Origin of the sequence: Acinetobacter sp. P1(2023) (genome assembly GCF_028367635.1) — a bacterium.
Classification (GTDB): Bacteria; Pseudomonadota; Gammaproteobacteria; order Pseudomonadales; family Moraxellaceae; genus Acinetobacter; species Acinetobacter pittii_E.
Genome location: NZ_JAQNDD010000001.1, coordinates 354,858 through 374,875, shown reverse-complemented (window position 1 = coordinate 374,875; position 20,018 = coordinate 354,858). Strand labels below are relative to the sequence as shown.

The window sequence follows — 20,018 nt, the reverse complement described above, 5'->3', positions numbered from 1 at the left end:
TCCTTTAAATAATCCGAATGTTTGGAAACTTCTGTGCGGATGTTTCAGGAGGTGTTTTATTTTCTTCGGCAAGTAGTCGCTCAATCACTTTACGAGACTGCACACCGCCTGCGTCGATGTTGAGCATGAGTAACTTGCGATGTGGATTGTTTAAAATATTTTGCTGCTGTTGCTCCAGCATTTCTAAATCTTCAGTAAAGATTTTGCCTTGGCCTTCACGAATTTGATTGGTGAGTTCAGCATTATCAGGTTGGAAGTTACGTGCCATTCCCCAGAAATACCAATGTGATGTTTCAGTTTCCGGTGTAATAAAATCGACCACGATTGAGGAAACTTTTTTGTCTTTTGGTGCGTAATAACCACCATGTCCAGCATGCGCTACACCTACTTCAATATGCACATTGCTTGGTGCAAAGAAGTGACAACGTTGCCAACGGTCAACTGGTACATCATCTGCTAAGTGGTTACCACGAAGGGCCATTTGCCAAAATGGAGGTGCGATCACATTTTCCATATAGCGTTCGGTAATCACATGGTCACCATCAACTTTAGTGACTGGTAATGATTCATCAATTTCTTTTTGTCCGATGCTGCTTGAGTGAACATAGGTCTCGTGGGTTAAATCCATCAGATTATCGACCATCAAGCGATAGTCACAGTGAATGTGGAACAGGCCTCCGCCATAGCTCCATTCGGGATGATCTGCCCATTCTAAAGTTGGAAGTTTTGCTTCATCTGCTAAAGCTTTCTCGCCTGGCCATATCCAAATAAAACCGAATTTTTCAATAACTGCATATGATTTATTGCAAGGAAAACCATTTACACGTTGAGCTGGCATTGAAACGGTCTTTCCGTCACAACCCATGACTAAGCCATGATAACCACAGACAAGGTTGCCATCTTCGACATAGCCAAGTGAGAGTGGGGCACCACGATGCGGACAAAAATCTTCAACAGCTGCAACTTGGTTTTCTTTGCCACGATAAAAAACGATTTTTTCACCACAAATGGTGCGACCTAGTAGTTTGTCTTGGATTTCTTCTGGGCGGCAGGCAACATACCAAGCATTTTTAATAAACATTGTGACGACTCCTTATCACTTATTGGATCCAATTTATAACAAATAAAAATATTGGTCAATTGATAAGCAGTATATTTATTCAAAAATATTGTTCTTTAAAATTGGTTAATTTGTATATTTTTAAGTATTGTTAAGGACTTCTGCTATTCTTTGGAATTTTAGAGCGAAATTTTTATTGGTTTTGTTTGGATCCATAATGGCTTTGGTTAAGCCATTATGGGAGTGTAAAGATTTAGAAATTAATCGTGTAGTGAAGCATCATGCGCTGTTCATCCAAACTTTTGCCGTGTTTGGTGTCGTAGTTAATATTTAAGAAAAGAAACTTAAGATTTTTAATCCAAGCATTGAGATCATACTGAATCAACACATCATTTTCTTGCTCAAAATCATTTTGATTCATGGTTTGAAAAGAGTCGCCATAAATATATTTATAGGTCACTTTTAGACCCTTGATGTAATCTTTAAAGTCATACGAAGCAACGAAATGATAAGACTTTTCATCTGCTTTGGTAAACGCGCCTAAGGTCCAGTTCACCATATGAGGAATGGGCATATTGTCGAGTTTTGGAATACCATCTTTACCAAAGTTTTCTTGATAGCCAATTCCAGTTGTAAAGTTTCCATGTTTAATGAAATGCATGGCCCCTACAGATGTATTGTCATATTCACCAAGCTTTGATTTGCCGATATCGTCGTGGCGAAACACACGTAATTTTGTGGTGTGCTGCTTTGTCCATTGGTAATCAAAAGCGAAGTAACTTTGATTGATGAGATCTGTTAAGTAACCATTATAAAATTTCCAATGGTACCGAGGTGTTTTGCTATCCCACTGAAAAAAGTAAAGCCCGTCAGATTCATGTTTTGATATGGCGAGTTTGTGGTAGTCCTCTTCATTTTTGGATGAATAACGATTAATCAAACCCAGCTCGAAATTTTGTTGTGGTGTTTTATATTTTAATTCTAAGCCTTTGTAGTTCACTCGTAATTGATGTGTGTCGACTTGTGGAGTAAGTGGTGAATCGGGAGTGATTTCACCTACATTTATGCGAAAGTTTTGATATTCAACTCCAGCACCTAAGCCATATTTAATTTGGTCTTGTGCTTGTTTCTTGGTATTAGGGTCAAAGGGTATGACCATATCATTGGTGTGTTGGTCGCTACTTAGGCGATATGCATATTGAATGCTTGGGTTGAGGTGTACCTGAACCTCATTAAGTTTTGTTGTCCAGTCGCCACGATAGATCAAGCCTTGGCTCAGGCTATGAGTATCGGGGCTGGCCCCATTTTCATATTGTCTGTCGAAATTGAATGTTTTGAGTGTGAGTGTATTTTGAAAATTAACATCTGCTTCACTATGAACTAAACAGCAGGCAAAAGCTGTCCCTGAGAAGAGAATCCCATAAATAAAAATATGCTTCATTTTAAAATCCGTTTAAAAGCGTTTTACTGTTCTAAATCCGACATGGCTAGTTGCAAGGTCGAGTTCCTGTGGATGCCTCGCGGCAGCACGATAACGCGCGCAATAATTGGTCGCGCATAAATAAGACCCACCTTTAATCGTGTATTGCAAAATCTGTTCGTGACTTTGCCGATGCTTTGATGGATCTCCCATATGGTGATCTCTTGGACCTGTATAAGGTGTTTGCGTCCATTCCCATACGTTGCCAATCAAGTCATATAACCCAAACGGGTTTTTACTAAAACAGCCAACAGGGGCAATATCCTTAAAACCATCTTCCTGAACATTTTTGTATGGAAATTCACCTTGCCAGAAGTTGGCTACAATATGGCCTTCATGAGTAGGGCCAATATCGGAATTTTGCTGAAAACCTTTGGCTGCATATTCCCACTCAAGCTCGGTCGGTAAGTCGTGACCTAGCCAGTTTGCATAAGCATAGGCATCATTCCATGTCACCATGCGAACGGGCTCGTGTGGCGCGGGTTGTTTTGGGGTGTTTAAACCCCATGGGTGTTTCCAATTGGCGCCTTTTTCAAATCGCCACCATTGTAGCTCTTCAACTGGATGATCTGGCTGTACAAACATAGCTGCACCACCTTGCTTTTCTGCATCGGTGACATAACCCGTTTGCTTAACAAATTCTTGAAATTGAGCATTGGTGACTTCAGTTGCATCGATTAAAAACGCGGAAACTGAAGTTGCCTGTAAGTTTAATGGGCGTTCATCTTCATAACCTTGTGTGGTGCCTAAAACAATTTTTCCTTGCGGAAGTTTGACCATACCGGCTTCTTTATTTTTAGGCCAACCCGAAGGAAGGCCTGAATAAGAAGAACATTTAGCTTGAGTACCTAAGTCGGGCAAGGTGGTCTGTTCTAGTTGAGGTGTGGTTTTTTGGCATGCACAAAGTAAGAGGAACGATGAAAGCATCATGATCTGTTTCATCTGGTTTTTCCTACTTTTTGTTGTATTGCTCAAAATCCACGACACCATTTTCATCGGCATATCTTAGATATTTATCATTTAAGACTTTAGCGATATCGGGATGTGCTGCGTAAACATTATGTTGCTCATTGAAATCTGTTTTTAAGTTGTAGAGTTCCCAGCCGTGGCTCTTAAATTTAGAAGGTGAGTTTTCAACGAGTTTCCATTCGTCATTTTTGGCGTAGCGGCTGCCATGTAATTCTTTGAAGTCATAATAATTGACTGGTCGAATGCGCGCATTATTGTTTTTAAAAGCAGGAATCAAGCTAAAGCCCGACGGTTTAATTTTGGTGCTTGTGGCTGGATAGATTTGATTATTTTGAATCCCAGCTAGCTCCATCACAGTTGGGAATATATCTCTGACTGTCGCAAAGTTGTTGTTCATTCCACGTTGTTTAGAAATCTGCGTAGGCGATTTAACAATAAATGGAACTCGTATTCCTCCTTCTGAAGCAGCTGACTTCCAGTGGGTAAATGGTGTGCTACTCACTTCAGCCCAGCGTGGCCCCATATAAACATATGAGCTGGCGTTGCCTATATTTTCATAACGATTGTCGGCATCACCCATTGGGAAATTGTGATCACCACCTTCAGCGCCGTTATCTGACATAAACACAATCAAAGTGTTGTCATATAAATGATGCTTTTTAAGATACTGAATGACATCACCCACGCGATCGTCTAACTGAGTGACCATGCCGGCATAAACTTCCATTTTGCGCGCTTCATATTTGCGCTCTTGTGGGGTGAGTTCATTCCAGCTTTTGGTCCCTAAAGCTTGATTGCCGCGCTCGACTGGATATTCTGCATTTGCAGGAATTAATCCTAATTTCTTTTGACGTTCAAAGCGTTGTTTGCGAATCGCATCGTAGCCTTGATCGTATTTACCTTTGTATAAGTCTCTATAATGAGCAGGTGCTTGTAATGGCCAGTGTGGTGCCGTATAGGCTAGGTAAGCAAAAAATGGTTTTTGTGCTTTATTTTTATCTAAGTACTCAAAGGCTTTTTGTGTAAAAAAGTCGGTGGAGTAGTAGTTGTCAGGCAAAGTAACCTTTTGACCATTTTCAGTGTACTGGGTATTGCGCGGATAGTTTTTAGGTTGGTCTTTAAAGTGTAAATCGAAGCCATCGAGCAGGGCAAAAGATTGATCGAAACCACGGGCTTTAGGGTTTTGTTCGGGAGCATAACCTAAGTGCCATTTACCGACCATGAAGGTGTAATAATCTTTAGTCTTTAAAATTTCTGCGAGTGTATAAGCATTTTGCGTTAAGTGACCTGAATATCCGTCAATTTTGAGTAGTGCACGAGGACTATCGGCGCCAACCAATTTTTCTTGTCTTTTTGAAGTTTCATACATGGCACCTAAACCCACCAAGTGGTTATCTGCACCTGTCATAAGCTGTGCACGAGTAGGTGAACACATCGATGAAGCATGAAAATTAAAAAGCATTTTTCCTTGCTCTAACAGGCTATCAATATGAGGAGTTTTAATTTCGCCGCCATAGGCACCAATATCTGAAAATCCAAGATCATCGGCCAAAATAATCATGATATTAGGTGGTTGTTGATTTTTTGGAGGTGCTGCTTGCGCTGTGTAAAACAATTGGCTGGCAAAAAAAAGTCCTAATGTAAGCTGGCTTACTCTTTTGAGTTTCATAACAACAATCCTTTGAAGTTTTAAAAATGCATCTTGCATTTCCTGGAAATAAACTGAGCTTTTTTTGGCTAAAAAATGCTCTGGAATCGATCATAATAGATTTTTTAATATGGATCCATAAAAATATTCAGGCATCCTAATTTTATGTTTTTAATAATTTTATACTTATATAATTTATATGTTTATATACTTTTTAATAATCCGTTTATAATTTTAGTTGATTTTTTGGATCCAAATATTCAGTATAGAAAAAGAGCAGGATGCTCAAAAAACAAATATTCCTCTAGGTCATTATGGATACGGATATGCATAACCACCCAATCGCTCATCTAGCAATGTCGTGTGTATGTCTTATCCAAGGGAGATACACAAATGGAAAGAGACGTTCTAAGTGAGATCAATCAAAACAACATGAGCCGCTATCAATGGTTCGTCATTTTGATCTGTATTTGTCTCAATATTATTGATGGCTTTGACGTGATGGTAATGGCATTTACTGCTCCATCCGTGTCAGCAGAATGGTCACTTTCAGGCGCACAAATTGGCTTGTTGTTAAGTGCTGGCCTTTTTGGAATGGCTGCTGGTTCAATTTTTCTCGCGCCTTTAGCCGATAAAATCGGTCGCCGTTTACTCATCTTAGTTTGTCTTGTCATTGCAGGTCTTAGCATGCTGGGCTGTGCTTTTGTACAAAGCCACGGCATGTTAGCTGCACTTCGGTTTATTACCGGAATTGGGGTGGGGGGCATCCTTGCGAGTAGTAATGTATTGGCAAGTGAATATGCCAATGCTCGCTGGCGCAGTCTTGCAGTGAGTTTAATGTCTACCGGTTACGGAATTGGCGCGACACTTGGCGGGGTACTATCACTGGCATTGATTGAGCATTTAGGTTGGCGCTCAATCTTTTTAGCAGGAGGGGTTACTACCATTGCAATGCTGCTGATCAGCGCATGGTTATTACCTGAATCTTTAGATTACTTACTCGCGAAACGACCAAAACAGGCACTAGAACGAATTAATGCAACTGTAAATCGTATGGGGCTAAACGAATTACCAGTTATACCGCGTTATGAAAAAATCAGCACGCAAAATGGCAGTGAGCTGGGCAAATTATTTGCTGGACAACTTGGATTTCAAACGCTTTGTTTGTGGTTTGCATTCTTTTTAGTGATGTTTGGCTTTTACTTTGTCATGAGCTGGACACCAAAAATTCTAATTTCAATGGGAATGTCACCAGAGCAAGGCGTAAGTACCGGTATTTTAATTAGTATTGGCGGAATTTTCGGGGCAGCCATTATTGGTTTACTCGCTTCGCGCATGAAAATTTTCTATGCCTTAAGCCTGTTTTTAGGGCTAACTTCGGCATGTGTTTTCCTATTTGTCGCAGTCTCGGCTCAAGTGAGTATTGCTCTCATAGTCGGCTTATTACTCGGCACACTCATTAATGGCTGTGTGGCAGGTTTATATTCGATTTCTCCAACAATTTATAATGCCGAAATCCGTAGTCGTGGCGTGGGCTATGCGATTGGTTTTGGTCGTATTGGGGCAATTTTATCACCAACAGTTGCAGGTGTTTTTCTGGATAAAGGTATTGCTCCCGCAACACTTTATGCCTATTACGGTGTGGTCTTTATTTTAGCTATTTTCCTGATTTTAAGTTTAGGTAATGCTTTTTACCGCAGTCAAAAAGAGCAAAACTACTCGCTTAAAACAGCACCTTAATCCATTAAAAATTAAATAGTTGAGATAAAAAATGAAAAAGACACCATTATGGGTGGGGGTATGCTTGTGCCCATTATTTAGTCAAGTCGTGCATGCCGAGTTTATTGAAGACAGTAAAGCTGAGCTGACACTACGTAATTTTTACTTTGACCGAGACTATAAAAAAGATCCTTATCCTTATACAGCAGCCAGAGACTGGGCGCAGGGTTTAATTTTTAAAGGACAGTCTGGTTATACCGAAGGGACAGTTGGGTTTGGTGTTGATGTACTGGCAATGGCAGGTTTTAACCTGATGGGAAGCCATGCTGATGACTATGCACGTAGTGGCTTATTACCAGTGAATACCGATAACTCGCGTGATGATTATTATGGAAAAATCGGCATTACAGGGAAGGCTAAATTTAGAAAAAATGAGCTTTTTGTGGGTGATTTAGTTCCGCAATTACCGACTATATTTTCATCGCCAGCGCGTTTGTTTCCACAGACTTATCGCGGTATCCGTTTTGTTTCAAATGAAATTCCCAATCTTCAACTTGAAGGATTTTATGTCGACGAAGTACGGCAGCGTGATTCGATTCGTTATACCGATGTTGGAACGGACAATATTAACCATCGTTTCGACAAAGCGGCAACAACTGATTCTTTTTATACATTAGGTGGAAGCTATCAGTTAAAGGACTATCGTTTACGTGCTTATCATGCTGAACTCAAAGATATTTACCAGCAACAATTTTTGGGCTTTAACGGCAAACAACCTTTAAATGATCAGCTTAACTTTTTAAGTGATGTACGTTTTTTTAATAGTGAGGAAGCTGGAAGTAAAAAAATAGGAGAGGTTGATAACCGACATGTGAGCGGCCTATTTGGTTTGAACTATCAAAACCATACGGTTTCTTTGGGCTACATGCAGTCATTTGGCTCAACTGGTCTGCCGTTTTTGTCAGGAACCGAAAGTCCTGTTGTGCTTGATTTTATGAGTTCGGACTATTCGAATAAAGATGAAAAAGTCTATTCGATTCGTTACGAATATGACTTTAAAAATGCGCGGATAGGTGATGTTTCATTAAACGGATTACGCTTTATGACCCGCTATGCAAAAGGTGAAGACATTGATTTGTTGCAATACGGCGATCAGCGTTTTAAAGAAGAGTCGATGGAATTTGATTTGGGCTATAAAATTCCTGAAGGTAAGTTAAAAGGTTTGGGAATGCGTGCTCGCTTTTCTCATTATCGCAACGATATGCCGACTAATATGACCTTTCATTCGACAAATGAAACGCGGTTAAATGTCGATTACACCTTTAAATTTTAATGATTAATATTTAACTAAATTTAAGACAAGTTAAAACATTGTGAGCAGCAATGTTTTAACTTTAGTTATCAACTGCACAAAATCACTCTATAATACCGCCAATCTTATTAAAGCCAATTGAGTCTCTCATTAAACACATGGCTTTAATCTCTCATTTTTTTAAGTCAATTTCTTCGCTGTGATTCGGCTTATTTTTCAATATTTAGAATTTTATGTGTCTGTGCTGACACATAAAAATATTTAGGTGCCAGCATGGAAATCAAGGTTAATTATCTCGACAATCTTCGACAGGAAGCTAAGTTCGATGACTTTACGGTAATTGCCGATCAACCAATTCGCTACAAGGGTGACGGTTCGGCACCGGGCCCATTTGACTATTTTTTAGCATCGTCAGCATTGTGCGCAGCGTACTTTGTAAAAGTGTATTGTGCCGCTCGAGATATCCCAACCGATAATATTCGTTTATCGCAAAATAATATTGTTGACCCTGAAAACCGCTATAAGCAAACATTTAAAATTCAAATTGAATTACCAGCCGATATTTCAGAGAAAGATCGCCAAGGGATTTTACGTTCGATAGACCGTTGTACTGTTAAAAAAGTGATTCAAACGGGTCCTGAATTTATTATTGAAGAAGTGGAAAGCATCGATGCAGATGCACAAGCATTGTTATTGCCAAGCTTAACTTCTGAAAACCATACCTATATTCAAGGTAAAGACCTACCGTTAGAAGAAACCATTGCCAATATGTCTGCCATTTTGGCAAATTTGGGCATGAAGATCGAAATCGCATCTTGGCGTAATATCGTGCCAAATGTATGGTCATTACATATTCGTGATGCACAGTCTCCAATGTGTTTTACCAATGGTAAAGGCGCAACAAAAGAAAGTGCTTTAGCTTCTGCATTAGGCGAGTTTATTGAGCGTTTAAACTGTAACTTCTTCTATAACGACCAGTTCTGGGGTGAAGATATTGCCAATGCTGAATTTGTGCATTATCCAGATGAAAAATGGTTTAAACCGGGTCCAAATGGTGAATTACCTAAAGAAATCTTAGATGAATATTGTCTTGAGATTTACAACCCAGATGATGAGTTGTTGGGCACACATTTATATGACACTAACTCAGGCAACGTAGAGCGTGGCATTTGCTCGTTACCTTTTGTGCGCCAGTCTGACGGTGAAGTTGTCTATTTCCCATCAAATTTAATTGAAAACTTATACTTAAGTAATGGTATGAGTGCAGGCAACACTTTGGCAGAAGCCCAAGTTCAATGCTTGTCAGAAATTTTTGAACGTGCTGTTAAACGTGAAATTTTAGAAGGTGAAATTGCACTTCCAGACGTTCCTGAAGACGTATTAGCGAAATATCCAAGTATTGTTGCCGGTATTAAAGGTTTAGAAGAGCAAGGTTTCCCTGTATTAGTTAAAGATGCATCGTTAGGCGGTCAGTTCCCAGTAATGTGTGTGACTTTAATGAACCCACGTACGGGTGGGGTGTTTGCATCTTTTGGTGCGCATCCAAGTTTTGAAGTTGCATTAGAACGTAGTCTGACAGAATTACTTCAAGGTCGTAGTTTTGAAGGCTTAAATGATTTACCACAACCGACTTTCCAAAGTAATGCGGTCACTGAGCCAAACAACTTTGTTGAGCACTTTATTGACTCGAGCGGTTTGGTTTCTTGGCGCTTCTTTAGTTCTAAATCTGACTACGACTTTGTGGAATGGGATTTTTCTGGAGAAGGCGAAGAGTCGAATGCAGAAGAAGCTGCAACATTGTTCGGTATTCTCGAAGAAATGGGCAAAGAAGTGTATATGGCAGTGTATGAGCACTTAGGTGCGACTGCTTGCCGTATTTTAGTACCGGATTATTCAGAAATTTATCTTGTTGAAGATTTGATTTGGGATAATACCAATAAGGCACTTTCATTCCGTGAAGATATTCTAAATCTGCATCGTTTGGATGATGAGCAGCTTGAAGCATTGGTTGAGCGTTTAGAAGAATGCGAGCTAGATGATTACACTGAAATCACTACCCTCATTGGCATCGAATTTGATGACAATACAGTTTGGGGGCAGCTCACCATCTTAGAACTGAAATTGCTGATTTATGTTGCCTTACAACAATTTGAAGAAGCAAAAGAGCTTGTCGAAACTTACTTGCAATATAACACCAACACCGTTGAGCGTGGCTTATTCTATCAGTGCATGAACGTAGTGCTTGAAGTGATGTTGGATGAAGAACTCGAGCTTGAAGATTACCTTACGAATTTCCGTCGTATGTTTGGTGACACGCGAATGGACGCGGTATTAGGTTCTGTTGATGGTAGTGTTCGTTTCTATGGTTTAACACCAACCAGCATGAAACTAGAAGGACTTGATCGCCATTTACGTCTGATCGAGAGCTATAAAAAATTGCATGCAGCTCGTGCTAAAGCCGTGGCGATGTAATTTAAAACGTGAAAAAAAAGCCTATTTTTAAATAGGCTTTTTTTATAAAACAAATTGCTATGTTAAGCAGAGGCTTTTGTGATCTCTACAGTTTGTGTAGAGGTTAGATGATCTTGTTGCTCATCCAAAGTGTGTTTAGCCGGAATATAAGACATCGCACGTTCTGCTAGAGCTGTAATGGTGAGACTTGGGTTAACGCCCAAATTGGCACCTAACATTGAACCATCTACGACATATAAGTTTTTATAGTTAAACACACGATTTTTTCCATCGACTACACCTTGCTCTGAGCTAGATGCAATCGCGCAGCCACCCATGCAGTGAGCAGTAAAAGGCACGTTAAACAAAATTTCAGTAATGGTAGTTATCGGGTGACCATTAAACATTTTTGCGACTTTTTCAGTAAAGGTGTTGGCCTGAGGAATATAAACAGGAAGTTTTTTACCTTCACTAGATAAAACCTTGCCAAAAGGCCAGAACCAATTTCGTTTTAAACGCATGTTAATGGAAGCATCGGCAGTTTGCATCACCAAGAAAATTAAGGTTTGCCGTGCAAAGCCAACAGGGTTGCTCATGCGTAAGAATATAAGTGGGTGGCTAATGAGTATCCATAACCAATAAAAAATACGGGTCCAACCTGGTTTACCTTTTGCCATATAAGTACACATAAGGCCCATGGCATCGGAACCACCTTGATAGCGAGTCGCTTCAATATGAGTATCATGGTCAATGTAAATACTTGAGCCAATCGCAACGCCTTTACTCATGTCGACATCTTTATCAAAGAAACGAACCCCTAAAATCGACTCGGCATTGGTACGTACCCGATTACCCAAATCATCGGAAATATTTGGCAGCGAACCTGATTGCTTTAAGCGGAACAACATCTCTTGGGTGCCCAAAGAGGAAGCCGAGAAAATGACGTTGCGAACACGCCATGTACGACGTTGTTTATTGAACCATGAGCTTGAGCATTCGGTAGTGACTTCATAGCCATCGCTGCCATCTGCTTTACCATTGAGGGGTTTAACATCAACAACTTTGGTTTCTTCGTAAACCTTGGCGCCATTTTTTTCGGCAAAGTACAAATAGTTTTTATCTAAGGTATTTTTTGCGTTGTGTTTGCAACCTGTCATACAGCCGCCACATGCGGTACAGGTTCCGCGGTCTGGTCCTTCACCGTTAAAATAAGGGTCAGGGTAGGTTTTCCCGCCTTCTTCACCTTCGGGTGGAAAGAACGTTGCAACACGAGTGGGCTTAAATGTGTGTCCAACCCCAACTGCATCGCCCATTTTCTTTAGCATATGGTCGGCAGGACCTAAAATTTTATTATCCGTCACTCCAAGCATACGCTCTGCTTCAGCATAGTGCTGTGGCATTTCATTTTTCCAGTCTGCTGCATCTGCCCACGTACCTTCATCCCAAATATGTTCGGGTGGAACGAGCAGGGTATTAGCATAAGTAATTGAACCACCGCCTACAGCATTACCGCAAATAATGGTGACATGGCGAAAAAATCGCATATTGAAATAACCGAAAAGTTTCATGCCCGGGCGCCAGATCCAGCGGCGGGTATTCCAGTTGTTTTTAGCAAAATCTTCAGCTTTCCAGCGTCGCCCCATTTCCATTACAGCAACTGAGTAGCCTTTTTCGGTTAGTCGGCAGGCAGAAACACTGCCGCCAAAGCCTGAACCAATGATTAAATAATCATAATCATAACTGTTTGATGCCATGCCAAAGGCTCCTGTCTGTGATATTTTTTATATTGACTGCGTATGTTTATCAATGAATTGCCCAATGCGCTCAATTGAGTCATCGGATTCGTTTAGTATACCTGCATGAAATTGAAAAACGTGACCGACTTTGTCATAAACCCGTAAGTTCGTCGAAATGTCGTAATTTTTAGCCTGTTCAGCGAGGCGTTTTGCATCATCTAATAAAACTTCTTCGGTACCGACATGAATCAGAATAGGTGGTAAACCAGTTAAGTCAGCATAGAGTGGAGAACAGGTTGGATCGGTTAGCAATTTTTGGCCGCAGTAGTTATTTGCACACCAAGCTAACCAGTCTTTGGACAGCATTGCATCTTGAATAGCATGCGTTTTCATCGTGCTTCCAGAAAGGCTTAAGTCAACCCAAGGTGAAAGTAAAACTAATGCCGCTGGTAACGGTAACCCTGCATTTCGTATTGCAATAGTAGTACTTAAACTGAGTCCACCACCCGCAGAGTCGCCAGCAATCACAAGTTTTTTAGGGTCTTGTCCTTGAGCAAGTAAGGCTTTATAAACTGCAATGACATCTTCAAGAGCAGCTGGGCTTGGGTGTTCAGGGGCTAGGCGATATTCAGGTAACCAGACTTGTGCTTGAGCTGCATGTCCGATTTGTGCAGCAAGCTTGGTATGACTTTTTGAGCTACCAACTACATAGCCACCGCCGTGTAAATATAAGATGCCAAGTCCTGATTGAGTCGTTTTGGGCTGAATATGGACTGTCGGTACTTGAGCGATGGTTTGCTTTTTTGTTTTATAGCCACGTGGCCCAAGCACGATAGCACTAGCTGCATCGCTACATAAGCGCTGAAGCTTTACGGGTGTTTTTGGAGATAAAGCTGGACGTAGTGTGGTACGAATAGTCCATGCAAGAAGCTGCTTCATAATAAGGACTCATACTAAGCATTTAATATCAGTCAGCATCTCTTAAAATTAAGTGTATGCTGACCACTATTTTTATTTTGCTGATTTATTGAGTAGACGAGTTTGCAATGCAGTCGCAGTTGCAAAAATCTTTTGGTAACCCTGTGGAAGAATACGTTGAATGACATCAACGGCCTTCGCATCGGCTCCAATGAGTAAGCGGCGACGGTCCTTGCGCACAGCCTCTAAAATTTGTTGAGCTGCATCATCGGCTGGGGTGCGAAGTAATTTATCGAAAGCATCCTGACTTTTTAAAGGATCCATTCCTAAAGACTGGACACTATTGTTTATACGGGCAGCTTTGGCAATATTGGTACGAATACCACCCGGATGCACACAGGTCGCACTCACTCCAACATTTTGCATATCGAGTTCTTGGCGTAGAGACTCGGTAAAACCACGAACAGCAAATTTACTGGCGTTATAAGCACTTTGGGTCGGTTGAGCTGTTAAGCCAAACATACTAGAAATATTAATAATATGCCCATCACCACTTTGCTTTAAGTAAGGTAAAAACTCTTTGGTGCCATAAACCACACCCCAAAAGTTAATACCAATGAGCCATTCAAGATCTTCATAGCTCACACCTTCAGCCGTGCTACCAATTGCGACACCCGCATTGTTAAAAATTAAATTAACTTGACCATGTTCATCTACAACGGTCTTTGCCCAAGCCGCAATCTCATCACGTTTAGCGACATCAACTTTTTGAGTAGTCACTTTGACAGAATAGGGTGCTAACAGCTCGACAGTTTTGGTTAGACCTGTTTCACTAATATCAGAAAGTGCCAGATGGCAACCTTGTTTGGCGAGTGCAATGGCAAGTGCTTGTCCAATCCCAGAACCTGCACCTGTCACAGCTGCGACTTTATTTTTAAAAGACTTCATAAAATTCTCCGTTTATTTTTCTCATTTCCTATGGTGAAGCTTGTTTAAGAAACAGCCGAAACCTGATTGTAGTTTTCAATATCGAAGCGACGAGTGCGTTGACGATATTCAAGGGTAAAACCTGGCCAATTATTGGTATTTTTGCCGTCAGCAGTCTGATACCAACTGGTACAACCTTGTGCCCAGACAGTTTTTTTCATTTTTTCTTGAATGCTTTGATTGAACTCATGTTGAACTTCTGCACGAACATTGGTGAACAAAAGTTTGTTTTGTAAGGTTGTCTGGATAGCATCTAAAATATAATTCACTTGGCTTTCAATCATATAAACAATTGAGTTGTGCCCAAGATTGGTGTTTGGGCCATAGAGCATAAAGAAGTTTGGAAAGCCGCTCACAGTTAAGCCGAGATAAGCTTCTGCACCATTTTTCCATGTGTCTTTTAAGGTACGACCATCAAGACCTGTAATCTGCATTGGCGCCATAAATTCTGTTGCGGCAAAGCCTGTACCATAAATAATGGTGTCGACTTCACGTAGATTTCCTTTCGTATCTAAAATGCCGTTTTCGGTAATTTCTTGAATGCCTGTATTAATGACGTCTACGTGAGGCTGAGTCAGGGTTTCATACCAATGATTTGAAATTAAAATACGCTTGCAGCCAATAGGATAATCCGGCATTAAACGATGGCGTAACTTCCCATCTTTGACGACTTTACGGATGTGACGCTGGAATAAATATTCCACCAAAGGCATTTCATTTAAAGAAGTGGTAAAGGCCAGCAAACGAATTTCATGATGACCATACTGCAAAGCTCGATCCAGACTTTGCAAAATTGGCAATTTACGGAAAGCCTTTTTCTCTAAAGGTTGGTAAACCCGATCTGGTTTAGGAATCACGTAGGGTGCTGAGCGTTGGTAAACATCGAGATGAGCAACCTGTTTTGCAATTTCAGGTACGAACTGAATTGCGCTTGCACCTGTACCGATTACCGCAACACGTTTGCTAGTTAAATCATAGTCATGATCCCAACGCGCTGAGTGGAATGCTTTACCTTTAAAGTTTTCAATACCTTTAAGTTTCGGATAGGCAGGGCGGTTAAGCTGACCCACCGCACCGACTAAAAATTCAGCTTCAAACTGTTCACCAGTCGTACTTTGAATGCGCCATACACCCTGTAGGGCATCAAATTCGGCACTGGCAATTTCAGTATTAAATTGGACATGCGGACGAATATCATATTTGTCGGCACAGTGGCGTAAATATTGATAAATCTCTTGAGATGTCCCGTAGCGATTTTTCCAGCCCAGCTCTTGTTCAAAAGAAAAAGAATACAAATGAGAAGGTACATCGCATGCAGCACCAGGGTAAGTATTGTCACGCCATACACCGCCGACATCAGCAGCTTTTTCAAAGAGGGTAAATTGTTCAAAACCTGCTTGTTTGAGTCGAATGGCTAAACCTAAGCCTCCGAAACCAGTACCTATAATAGCGATACGTACATTTTTATTTGAATTAGACGTCGAATTAAACATAGGCTGCTCTAAAATCCTTAAAAACAGTGGGCGAAGAAATCGCAATTTCCTGTATGCAGAATAGACGTTTATTAACTTGATTTAGAGGATGGATGAGGACAAAATATTGTGATTCGAGGACATTTTGGAAAGTACAGTGACGTACGCTTGGGCATTTGAACGCAGCATACATAGTGTCCGACTCATGGCTGATTTTGCAGTAGAGGCAGGTGCTTCTTATCAGACCATTTTAGACGGAACAGGACTGAGTCAACAGCAGTTGCTTGACCCGAATATGGTGGTGTCAGGACAACAGGAATTACAGCTCATTCATAATTTAGTCGAACTCTTTGAAGATCGGCCAACTTTAGGTTTAGAAGTAGGTACACGTTACCATTTCACCACATTTGGACCTTTAGGCATGGCGCTTATAAGTAGTGCTAGCATCCGTGAAGCGCTTGATTTTGCACTGACTTATTTTTCGTTAACATTTGCGTTTACCCGTTTTATTGTTTCAGACACTAAAGACGGCACTCTTATTGAACTCACAGATGGAGATATACCATCTTCGGTTAGACAATTTATTATTCAACGTGATGCTGCCGCGCTTATTACGGTGCAACGCGACTTAGTACAAGATAATTTTTGCCAGTATTTGGCTTTTTCTTTTCAGCCTAAACACGATGTACAACCTTATATAGATTTGTTTGGCATCTTGCCAGAGTTTGGCGCAGGCCGGAATTTTGTTCTACTCGATGCGCACAAAGTCGACCAGAAATTGCAGATGGCGAATGATCTGGTTTTACATACAGCTGAAGAGCAATGTCGGCAAATTCTTGATAAACGTCAGTCACAAAAGAAGTTTACTGCATTGGTGCAACAACAATTGATGAATATTCGCGGTGAAATGCCATCCATGGAAGTGGTTGCCAATCGACTGCATTTAAATGCTCGAACTTTACGTCGCCATTTAGCGCAAGAAGAGATGACGTTTATCCAGATTCGTGAAGAAGTTAGACAGGTTTTAGCAGAGCAATATTTGACCGTGCCTAAGGCTTCAGTTGAACAGATTGCAGAGTGGTTGGGCTATGCAGAAACAGCCAGTTTTATTCATGCTTATAAAAGATGGCATGGCAAAACACCTCATGCCATGCGTTTAGTACAAAAATAAAAAAGATGAAGGGGCTTTTGCTTTCCCTTCATCTAAAGAGTGATTTATTTAATAAAGCTCAGTTGTTTGCTGATTTTTTCTAAAATTGGAGCTTTCTTGGCCTGAAACTCAACTTTGTTTTGTTGAATCAGATTATTGCCTTTTGTATCGATAGAAATAATGAGAGGACCAAATTCTCTTACTCGATTAATCCAAAGAGTTTCTGGCATACCTAAATCCTGCCATTCAGCACCTTCAATCTCTTCAACCAAAGTTGCTGCAAGCACTGCGCATCCACCTGGAAAAATGGCATGAACAGCAATATTTTCCTGACATCCAGCAGCTGTTTCTGGACCCATTCCGCCTTTACCCACAATAAGCTTAACGCCAGTTTGTTTGATAAATTCCCGCTCGAATTTTTCCATTCGCATACTTGTTGTTGGTCCGATCGAAACCATTTCGAAGTCATTTTCACCTTTCTTGCGCACAATAGGGCCAGCGTGAAAAATCGCTCCGCCTTCAAGATTAACTGGTAGTTCTCGACCTTGTTCGATCAGTCTGCGATGGGCAACATCGCGACAAGTCACTAAACGGCCAGTCAAATAAACCACATCACCGACTTTAAGGTCTAAAAGATCTTCATCTTTAATAGGGGTTGTCAGAATTTTTTTCATAGTACAACTCCTTCATGAGATAAGATTTCATAAGACATATCTGGGTTAATCTTAATTTTGCCTCGGCGATGTGCCCAGCAACCTGTATTTACGGCAACCCCAATGGTTGATGGGTGGCGTGCAGAAGATTCAATATTGACTCCCATTACACTGTTATTACCTGTGAGTCCTTGAGGACCAATACCAATTTCATTAAGACCTTGTTCTAACAGTTGCTCCATTAAGGCAGCGCGTGGATTATCACTTGTTGAGTCAACCGGACGCATAATGGCGAGCTTAGAAAGTCGAGCTGCGGTTTCAACCGAAGTTGATACGCCAACACCAACCAGCAACGGTGGGCAGGCATTTACACCGCGTTCGGTAATAACATCCATCACAAATTCAGCAACACCTTCGTAGCCTTGACCTGGCATTAAAACTTTTGCCGCACCCGGTAGGGTACAACCGCCACCAGCCATATAGACATCAATGGTACAAGTGTCGAGTTCAGGCACAATACGCCAGTCTAACCATGGAATTTGAGTACCCGTATTGGTGCCCGTATTTTTTTCATCAAAGGTTTCAACAGCGTTGTGACGTAAAGGACCTATGCGTGTTGCTTCAGCAGTTGCTTCGCTCAAAATATCTTGAAGTTCACCAAGCAAAGGGAAGTTAGCACCTGCTTCAACGAAATATTGAATGACACCCGTGTCTTGACAGCTTGGGCGGTTGAGTTTATCCGCAGCTTGCTGATTTTCCTCCATCGAATCATAAACTGATTTAGCAAGAGGATTGGTTTCTAAAGTACGCAGTTCAATTAACTTGCTTTTCACATCTTTAGGTAGGCGTTTTCCAATATAAGCTGTAAATTTGGCCATGGTGTCCGTAAGGGACTGGACGGCAATATCTTTGTCCATGTTGTGCTCCTTGAAGAAACTTGTTCAGATCTAATTGATGTAAATAAGGTTAGTGGGTGGCTTTGGCAGTGTTTACTTTCACTTTTTGGGAGAAGCTCAGCACTAGTGTCAGTAAGGTCGAGATAATGAGTAGTCCTGCAACAAAATAGAGTCCACCTGTGAAATCTCCAGTTTGATCTTTAATCCAGCCGATCATGGCAGGGCCTGCAAACCCACCTAAATTTCCGATTGAGTTAATCGTGGCAATGCCTGCTGCTGCGGCTGATCCTGACAAGAACATGGTTGGCATGCTCCATAGTGGTGGTTTGGCACAGCTAATACCGACATTCACAATGGTAAGTGCCGCAATTAATCCAATGACATTGTGTGTGCCAGCTGCAATTGCGAGGCCAACTGCTGCGGTTAAACATGCGAGAGCAACATGCCATGTACGTTCATTGGTGCGGTCAGAGTGTCGAGACCATAAAACCATGGCAATGACAGAAACGATTGGTGGAATGGCATTTAAAAGCCCGACGGTCATAGACGTTACGCCAAGCTGTTTAATAATTTGTGGTGCCCAGATGCCGAGGGTATAAAGTCCAGCCGATGTTCCGAAATAAATCAATGCAAGGGCAAGTACTCGTGGGTTGGCAAGACCGCGAAGAATGCTGTGATGCTGAGGTGCATTTTTCCCGACATCTTCTTCTTTCATCGTTTTTACAAGCCATTCGCGTTCATCCTGTTTTAACCAAGTGGCTTGTTCAGGACGGTCAGTCATATATTTAAAAACGACAACGCCTAAAATGAGTGCTGGTATTGCTTCAATAATGAACATCCATTGCCAGCCAGCGAGTCCCCAAATTCCATGCATTTCAAGTAACGCGGCAGAGATTGGTGAGCCAACTGCTGTGGCAATTGGGGCGGCTGCCATAAATAAAGCAATCACACCAGCGCGATGGCGTGCAGGGAACCAGTAAGTTAAGTACAAAATAATGCCCGGAAAGAAACCCGCTTCGGCAACACCGAGTAAAAATCGCATAACGTAAAAGCTGGTTGAGCTTTCTACAAATGCCATTCCCGCTGCAATCAGACCCCAAGTCACCATGACTCGAGCAATCCAGATACGGGCACCGACTTTATGCAAAATAATGTTGGATGGGACTTCAAATAAGAAATAGCCCAAAAAGAAAATTCCGGCACCAAACCCGAGAACTGAGGCGGTAAAGCCTAGGTCTTCTTTCATGGTGAGTGCGGCAAAGCCAATATTGACGCGGTCGATATAGGCTACAAGGTATAACAACATAATAAACGGTACGATTCTCCACGTGATTCGACGTAACGTTCGCTTTTCAATATCCATTTCCATGTCATGACTCCATATTCATGACTACCAATCCTGATTGGTAGTTTTCGCTTTCTTTACCGCTATTCATTCGGCTAGATGGCTTTTTCCCGTTCATCCACAGCATTCCTTCTGCGGACGTTTTTATACTCTTAAATAAGAGGCGACTTATGTCGGGAAACAATGAAATGGATGTTAAACCCTTTAAAAAACTGATGAATC

Annotated in this window: 15 protein-coding genes; 4 read left to right on the top strand and 11 right to left on the bottom strand. The window is 41.3% G+C overall.

From position 1 onward, the window contains the following. Positions 1-4: 4 nt before the first annotated feature. The 4 genes from POD11_RS01740 to POD11_RS01725 form a co-directional block, all read right to left on the bottom strand. Entirely contained in the window at positions 5-1,081 is a 1,077-nt protein-coding gene (locus POD11_RS01740) for an aromatic ring-hydroxylating dioxygenase subunit alpha (RefSeq protein WP_262456097.1), read from the bottom strand. 232 nt (positions 1,082-1,313) lie between these two features. Next, positions 1,314-2,501 (bottom strand): OprD family porin, encoded by a 1,188-nt coding sequence (locus POD11_RS01735; RefSeq protein ID WP_262456095.1) that lies wholly within the window; start codon positions 2,499-2,501, stop codon positions 1,314-1,316. Between the two features lie 12 nt (positions 2,502-2,513). Continuing rightward, entirely contained in the window at positions 2,514-3,467 is a 954-nt protein-coding gene (locus POD11_RS01730; RefSeq protein WP_262456281.1) for a formylglycine-generating enzyme family protein, read from the bottom strand. Between the two features lie 25 nt (positions 3,468-3,492). Further along, positions 3,493-5,178: an arylsulfatase gene (locus POD11_RS01725; protein WP_262456094.1), complete on the bottom strand. Its 1,686-nt coding sequence runs from the start codon at positions 5,176-5,178 to the stop codon at positions 3,493-3,495. Positions 5,179-5,550: 372 nt separating this feature from the next. On the opposite strand from POD11_RS01725, the gene POD11_RS01720 reads away from it, so the two are divergent. The 3 genes from POD11_RS01720 to POD11_RS01710 all read left to right on the top strand — a co-directional run bounded on the left by POD11_RS01720 (position 5,551) and on the right by POD11_RS01710 (position 10,660). Then, on the top strand, positions 5,551-6,897 hold the full coding sequence (locus POD11_RS01720; RefSeq protein WP_262456093.1) for an MFS transporter: 1,347 nt from the start codon (positions 5,551-5,553) through the stop codon (positions 6,895-6,897). A gap of 31 nt (positions 6,898-6,928) precedes the next feature. Next, entirely contained in the window at positions 6,929-8,209 is a 1,281-nt protein-coding gene (locus POD11_RS01715) for an OprD family porin (RefSeq protein ID WP_262456092.1), read from the top strand. Positions 8,210-8,461: 252 nt separating this feature from the next. After that, a complete protein-coding gene (locus POD11_RS01710) occupies positions 8,462-10,660 on the top strand; it encodes an OsmC domain/YcaO domain-containing protein (RefSeq protein ID WP_016802978.1) in 2,199 nt (732 codons plus the stop codon). A 62-nt stretch (positions 10,661-10,722) separates the two neighbouring features. On the opposite strand, the gene POD11_RS01705 is transcribed toward POD11_RS01710, so the two are convergent. The 4 genes from POD11_RS01705 to POD11_RS01690 all read right to left on the bottom strand — a co-directional run bounded on the left by POD11_RS01705 (position 10,723) and on the right by POD11_RS01690 (position 15,773). Next, entirely contained in the window at positions 10,723-12,393 is a 1,671-nt protein-coding gene (locus tag POD11_RS01705) for a GMC family oxidoreductase (RefSeq protein WP_262456091.1), read from the bottom strand. 27 nt (positions 12,394-12,420) lie between these two features. After that, positions 12,421-13,314 carry an alpha/beta hydrolase gene (locus POD11_RS01700; RefSeq protein WP_262456090.1) on the bottom strand — a complete coding sequence of 298 codons (894 nt, stop codon included), beginning with the start codon at positions 13,312-13,314 and terminating at the stop codon, positions 12,421-12,423. Positions 13,315-13,386: 72 nt separating this feature from the next. After that, positions 13,387-14,241, bottom strand: a complete 855-nt coding sequence (locus POD11_RS01695) for an SDR family NAD(P)-dependent oxidoreductase (RefSeq protein ID WP_262456089.1) — start codon at positions 14,239-14,241, stop codon at positions 13,387-13,389. A 44-nt stretch (positions 14,242-14,285) separates the two neighbouring features. Beyond that, positions 14,286-15,773, bottom strand: a complete 1,488-nt coding sequence (locus tag POD11_RS01690; protein ID WP_262456087.1) for a flavin-containing monooxygenase — start codon at positions 15,771-15,773, stop codon at positions 14,286-14,288. 136 nt (positions 15,774-15,909) lie between these two features. On the opposite strand from POD11_RS01690, the gene POD11_RS01685 reads away from it, so the two are divergent. Continuing rightward, positions 15,910-16,923, top strand: coding sequence for an AraC family transcriptional regulator (locus POD11_RS01685; protein ID WP_262456085.1), 1,014 nt, complete (start codon positions 15,910-15,912; stop codon positions 16,921-16,923). Positions 16,924-16,967: 44 nt separating this feature from the next. Here POD11_RS01685 and ttdB read toward each other — a convergent pair whose 3' ends face one another. The 3 genes from ttdB to POD11_RS01670 are packed head-to-tail and all read right to left on the bottom strand — an operon-like array spanning position 16,968 to position 19,820. Continuing rightward, complete coding sequence (gene ttdB, locus POD11_RS01680; RefSeq protein ID WP_000722967.1) at positions 16,968-17,576, bottom strand: L(+)-tartrate dehydratase subunit beta; 609 nt, start codon at positions 17,574-17,576, stop codon at positions 16,968-16,970. After that, on the bottom strand, positions 17,573-18,472 hold the full coding sequence (gene ttdA / locus POD11_RS01675) for a L(+)-tartrate dehydratase subunit alpha (RefSeq protein WP_002163154.1): 900 nt from the start codon (positions 18,470-18,472) through the stop codon (positions 17,573-17,575). Before ttdA ends, ttdB begins: the two co-directional genes overlap by 4 nt. A gap of 49 nt (positions 18,473-18,521) precedes the next feature. Continuing rightward, positions 18,522-19,820, bottom strand: coding sequence for an MFS transporter (locus tag POD11_RS01670; RefSeq protein WP_086400112.1), 1,299 nt, complete (start codon positions 19,818-19,820; stop codon positions 18,522-18,524). Positions 19,821-20,018 lie beyond the last annotated feature (198 nt).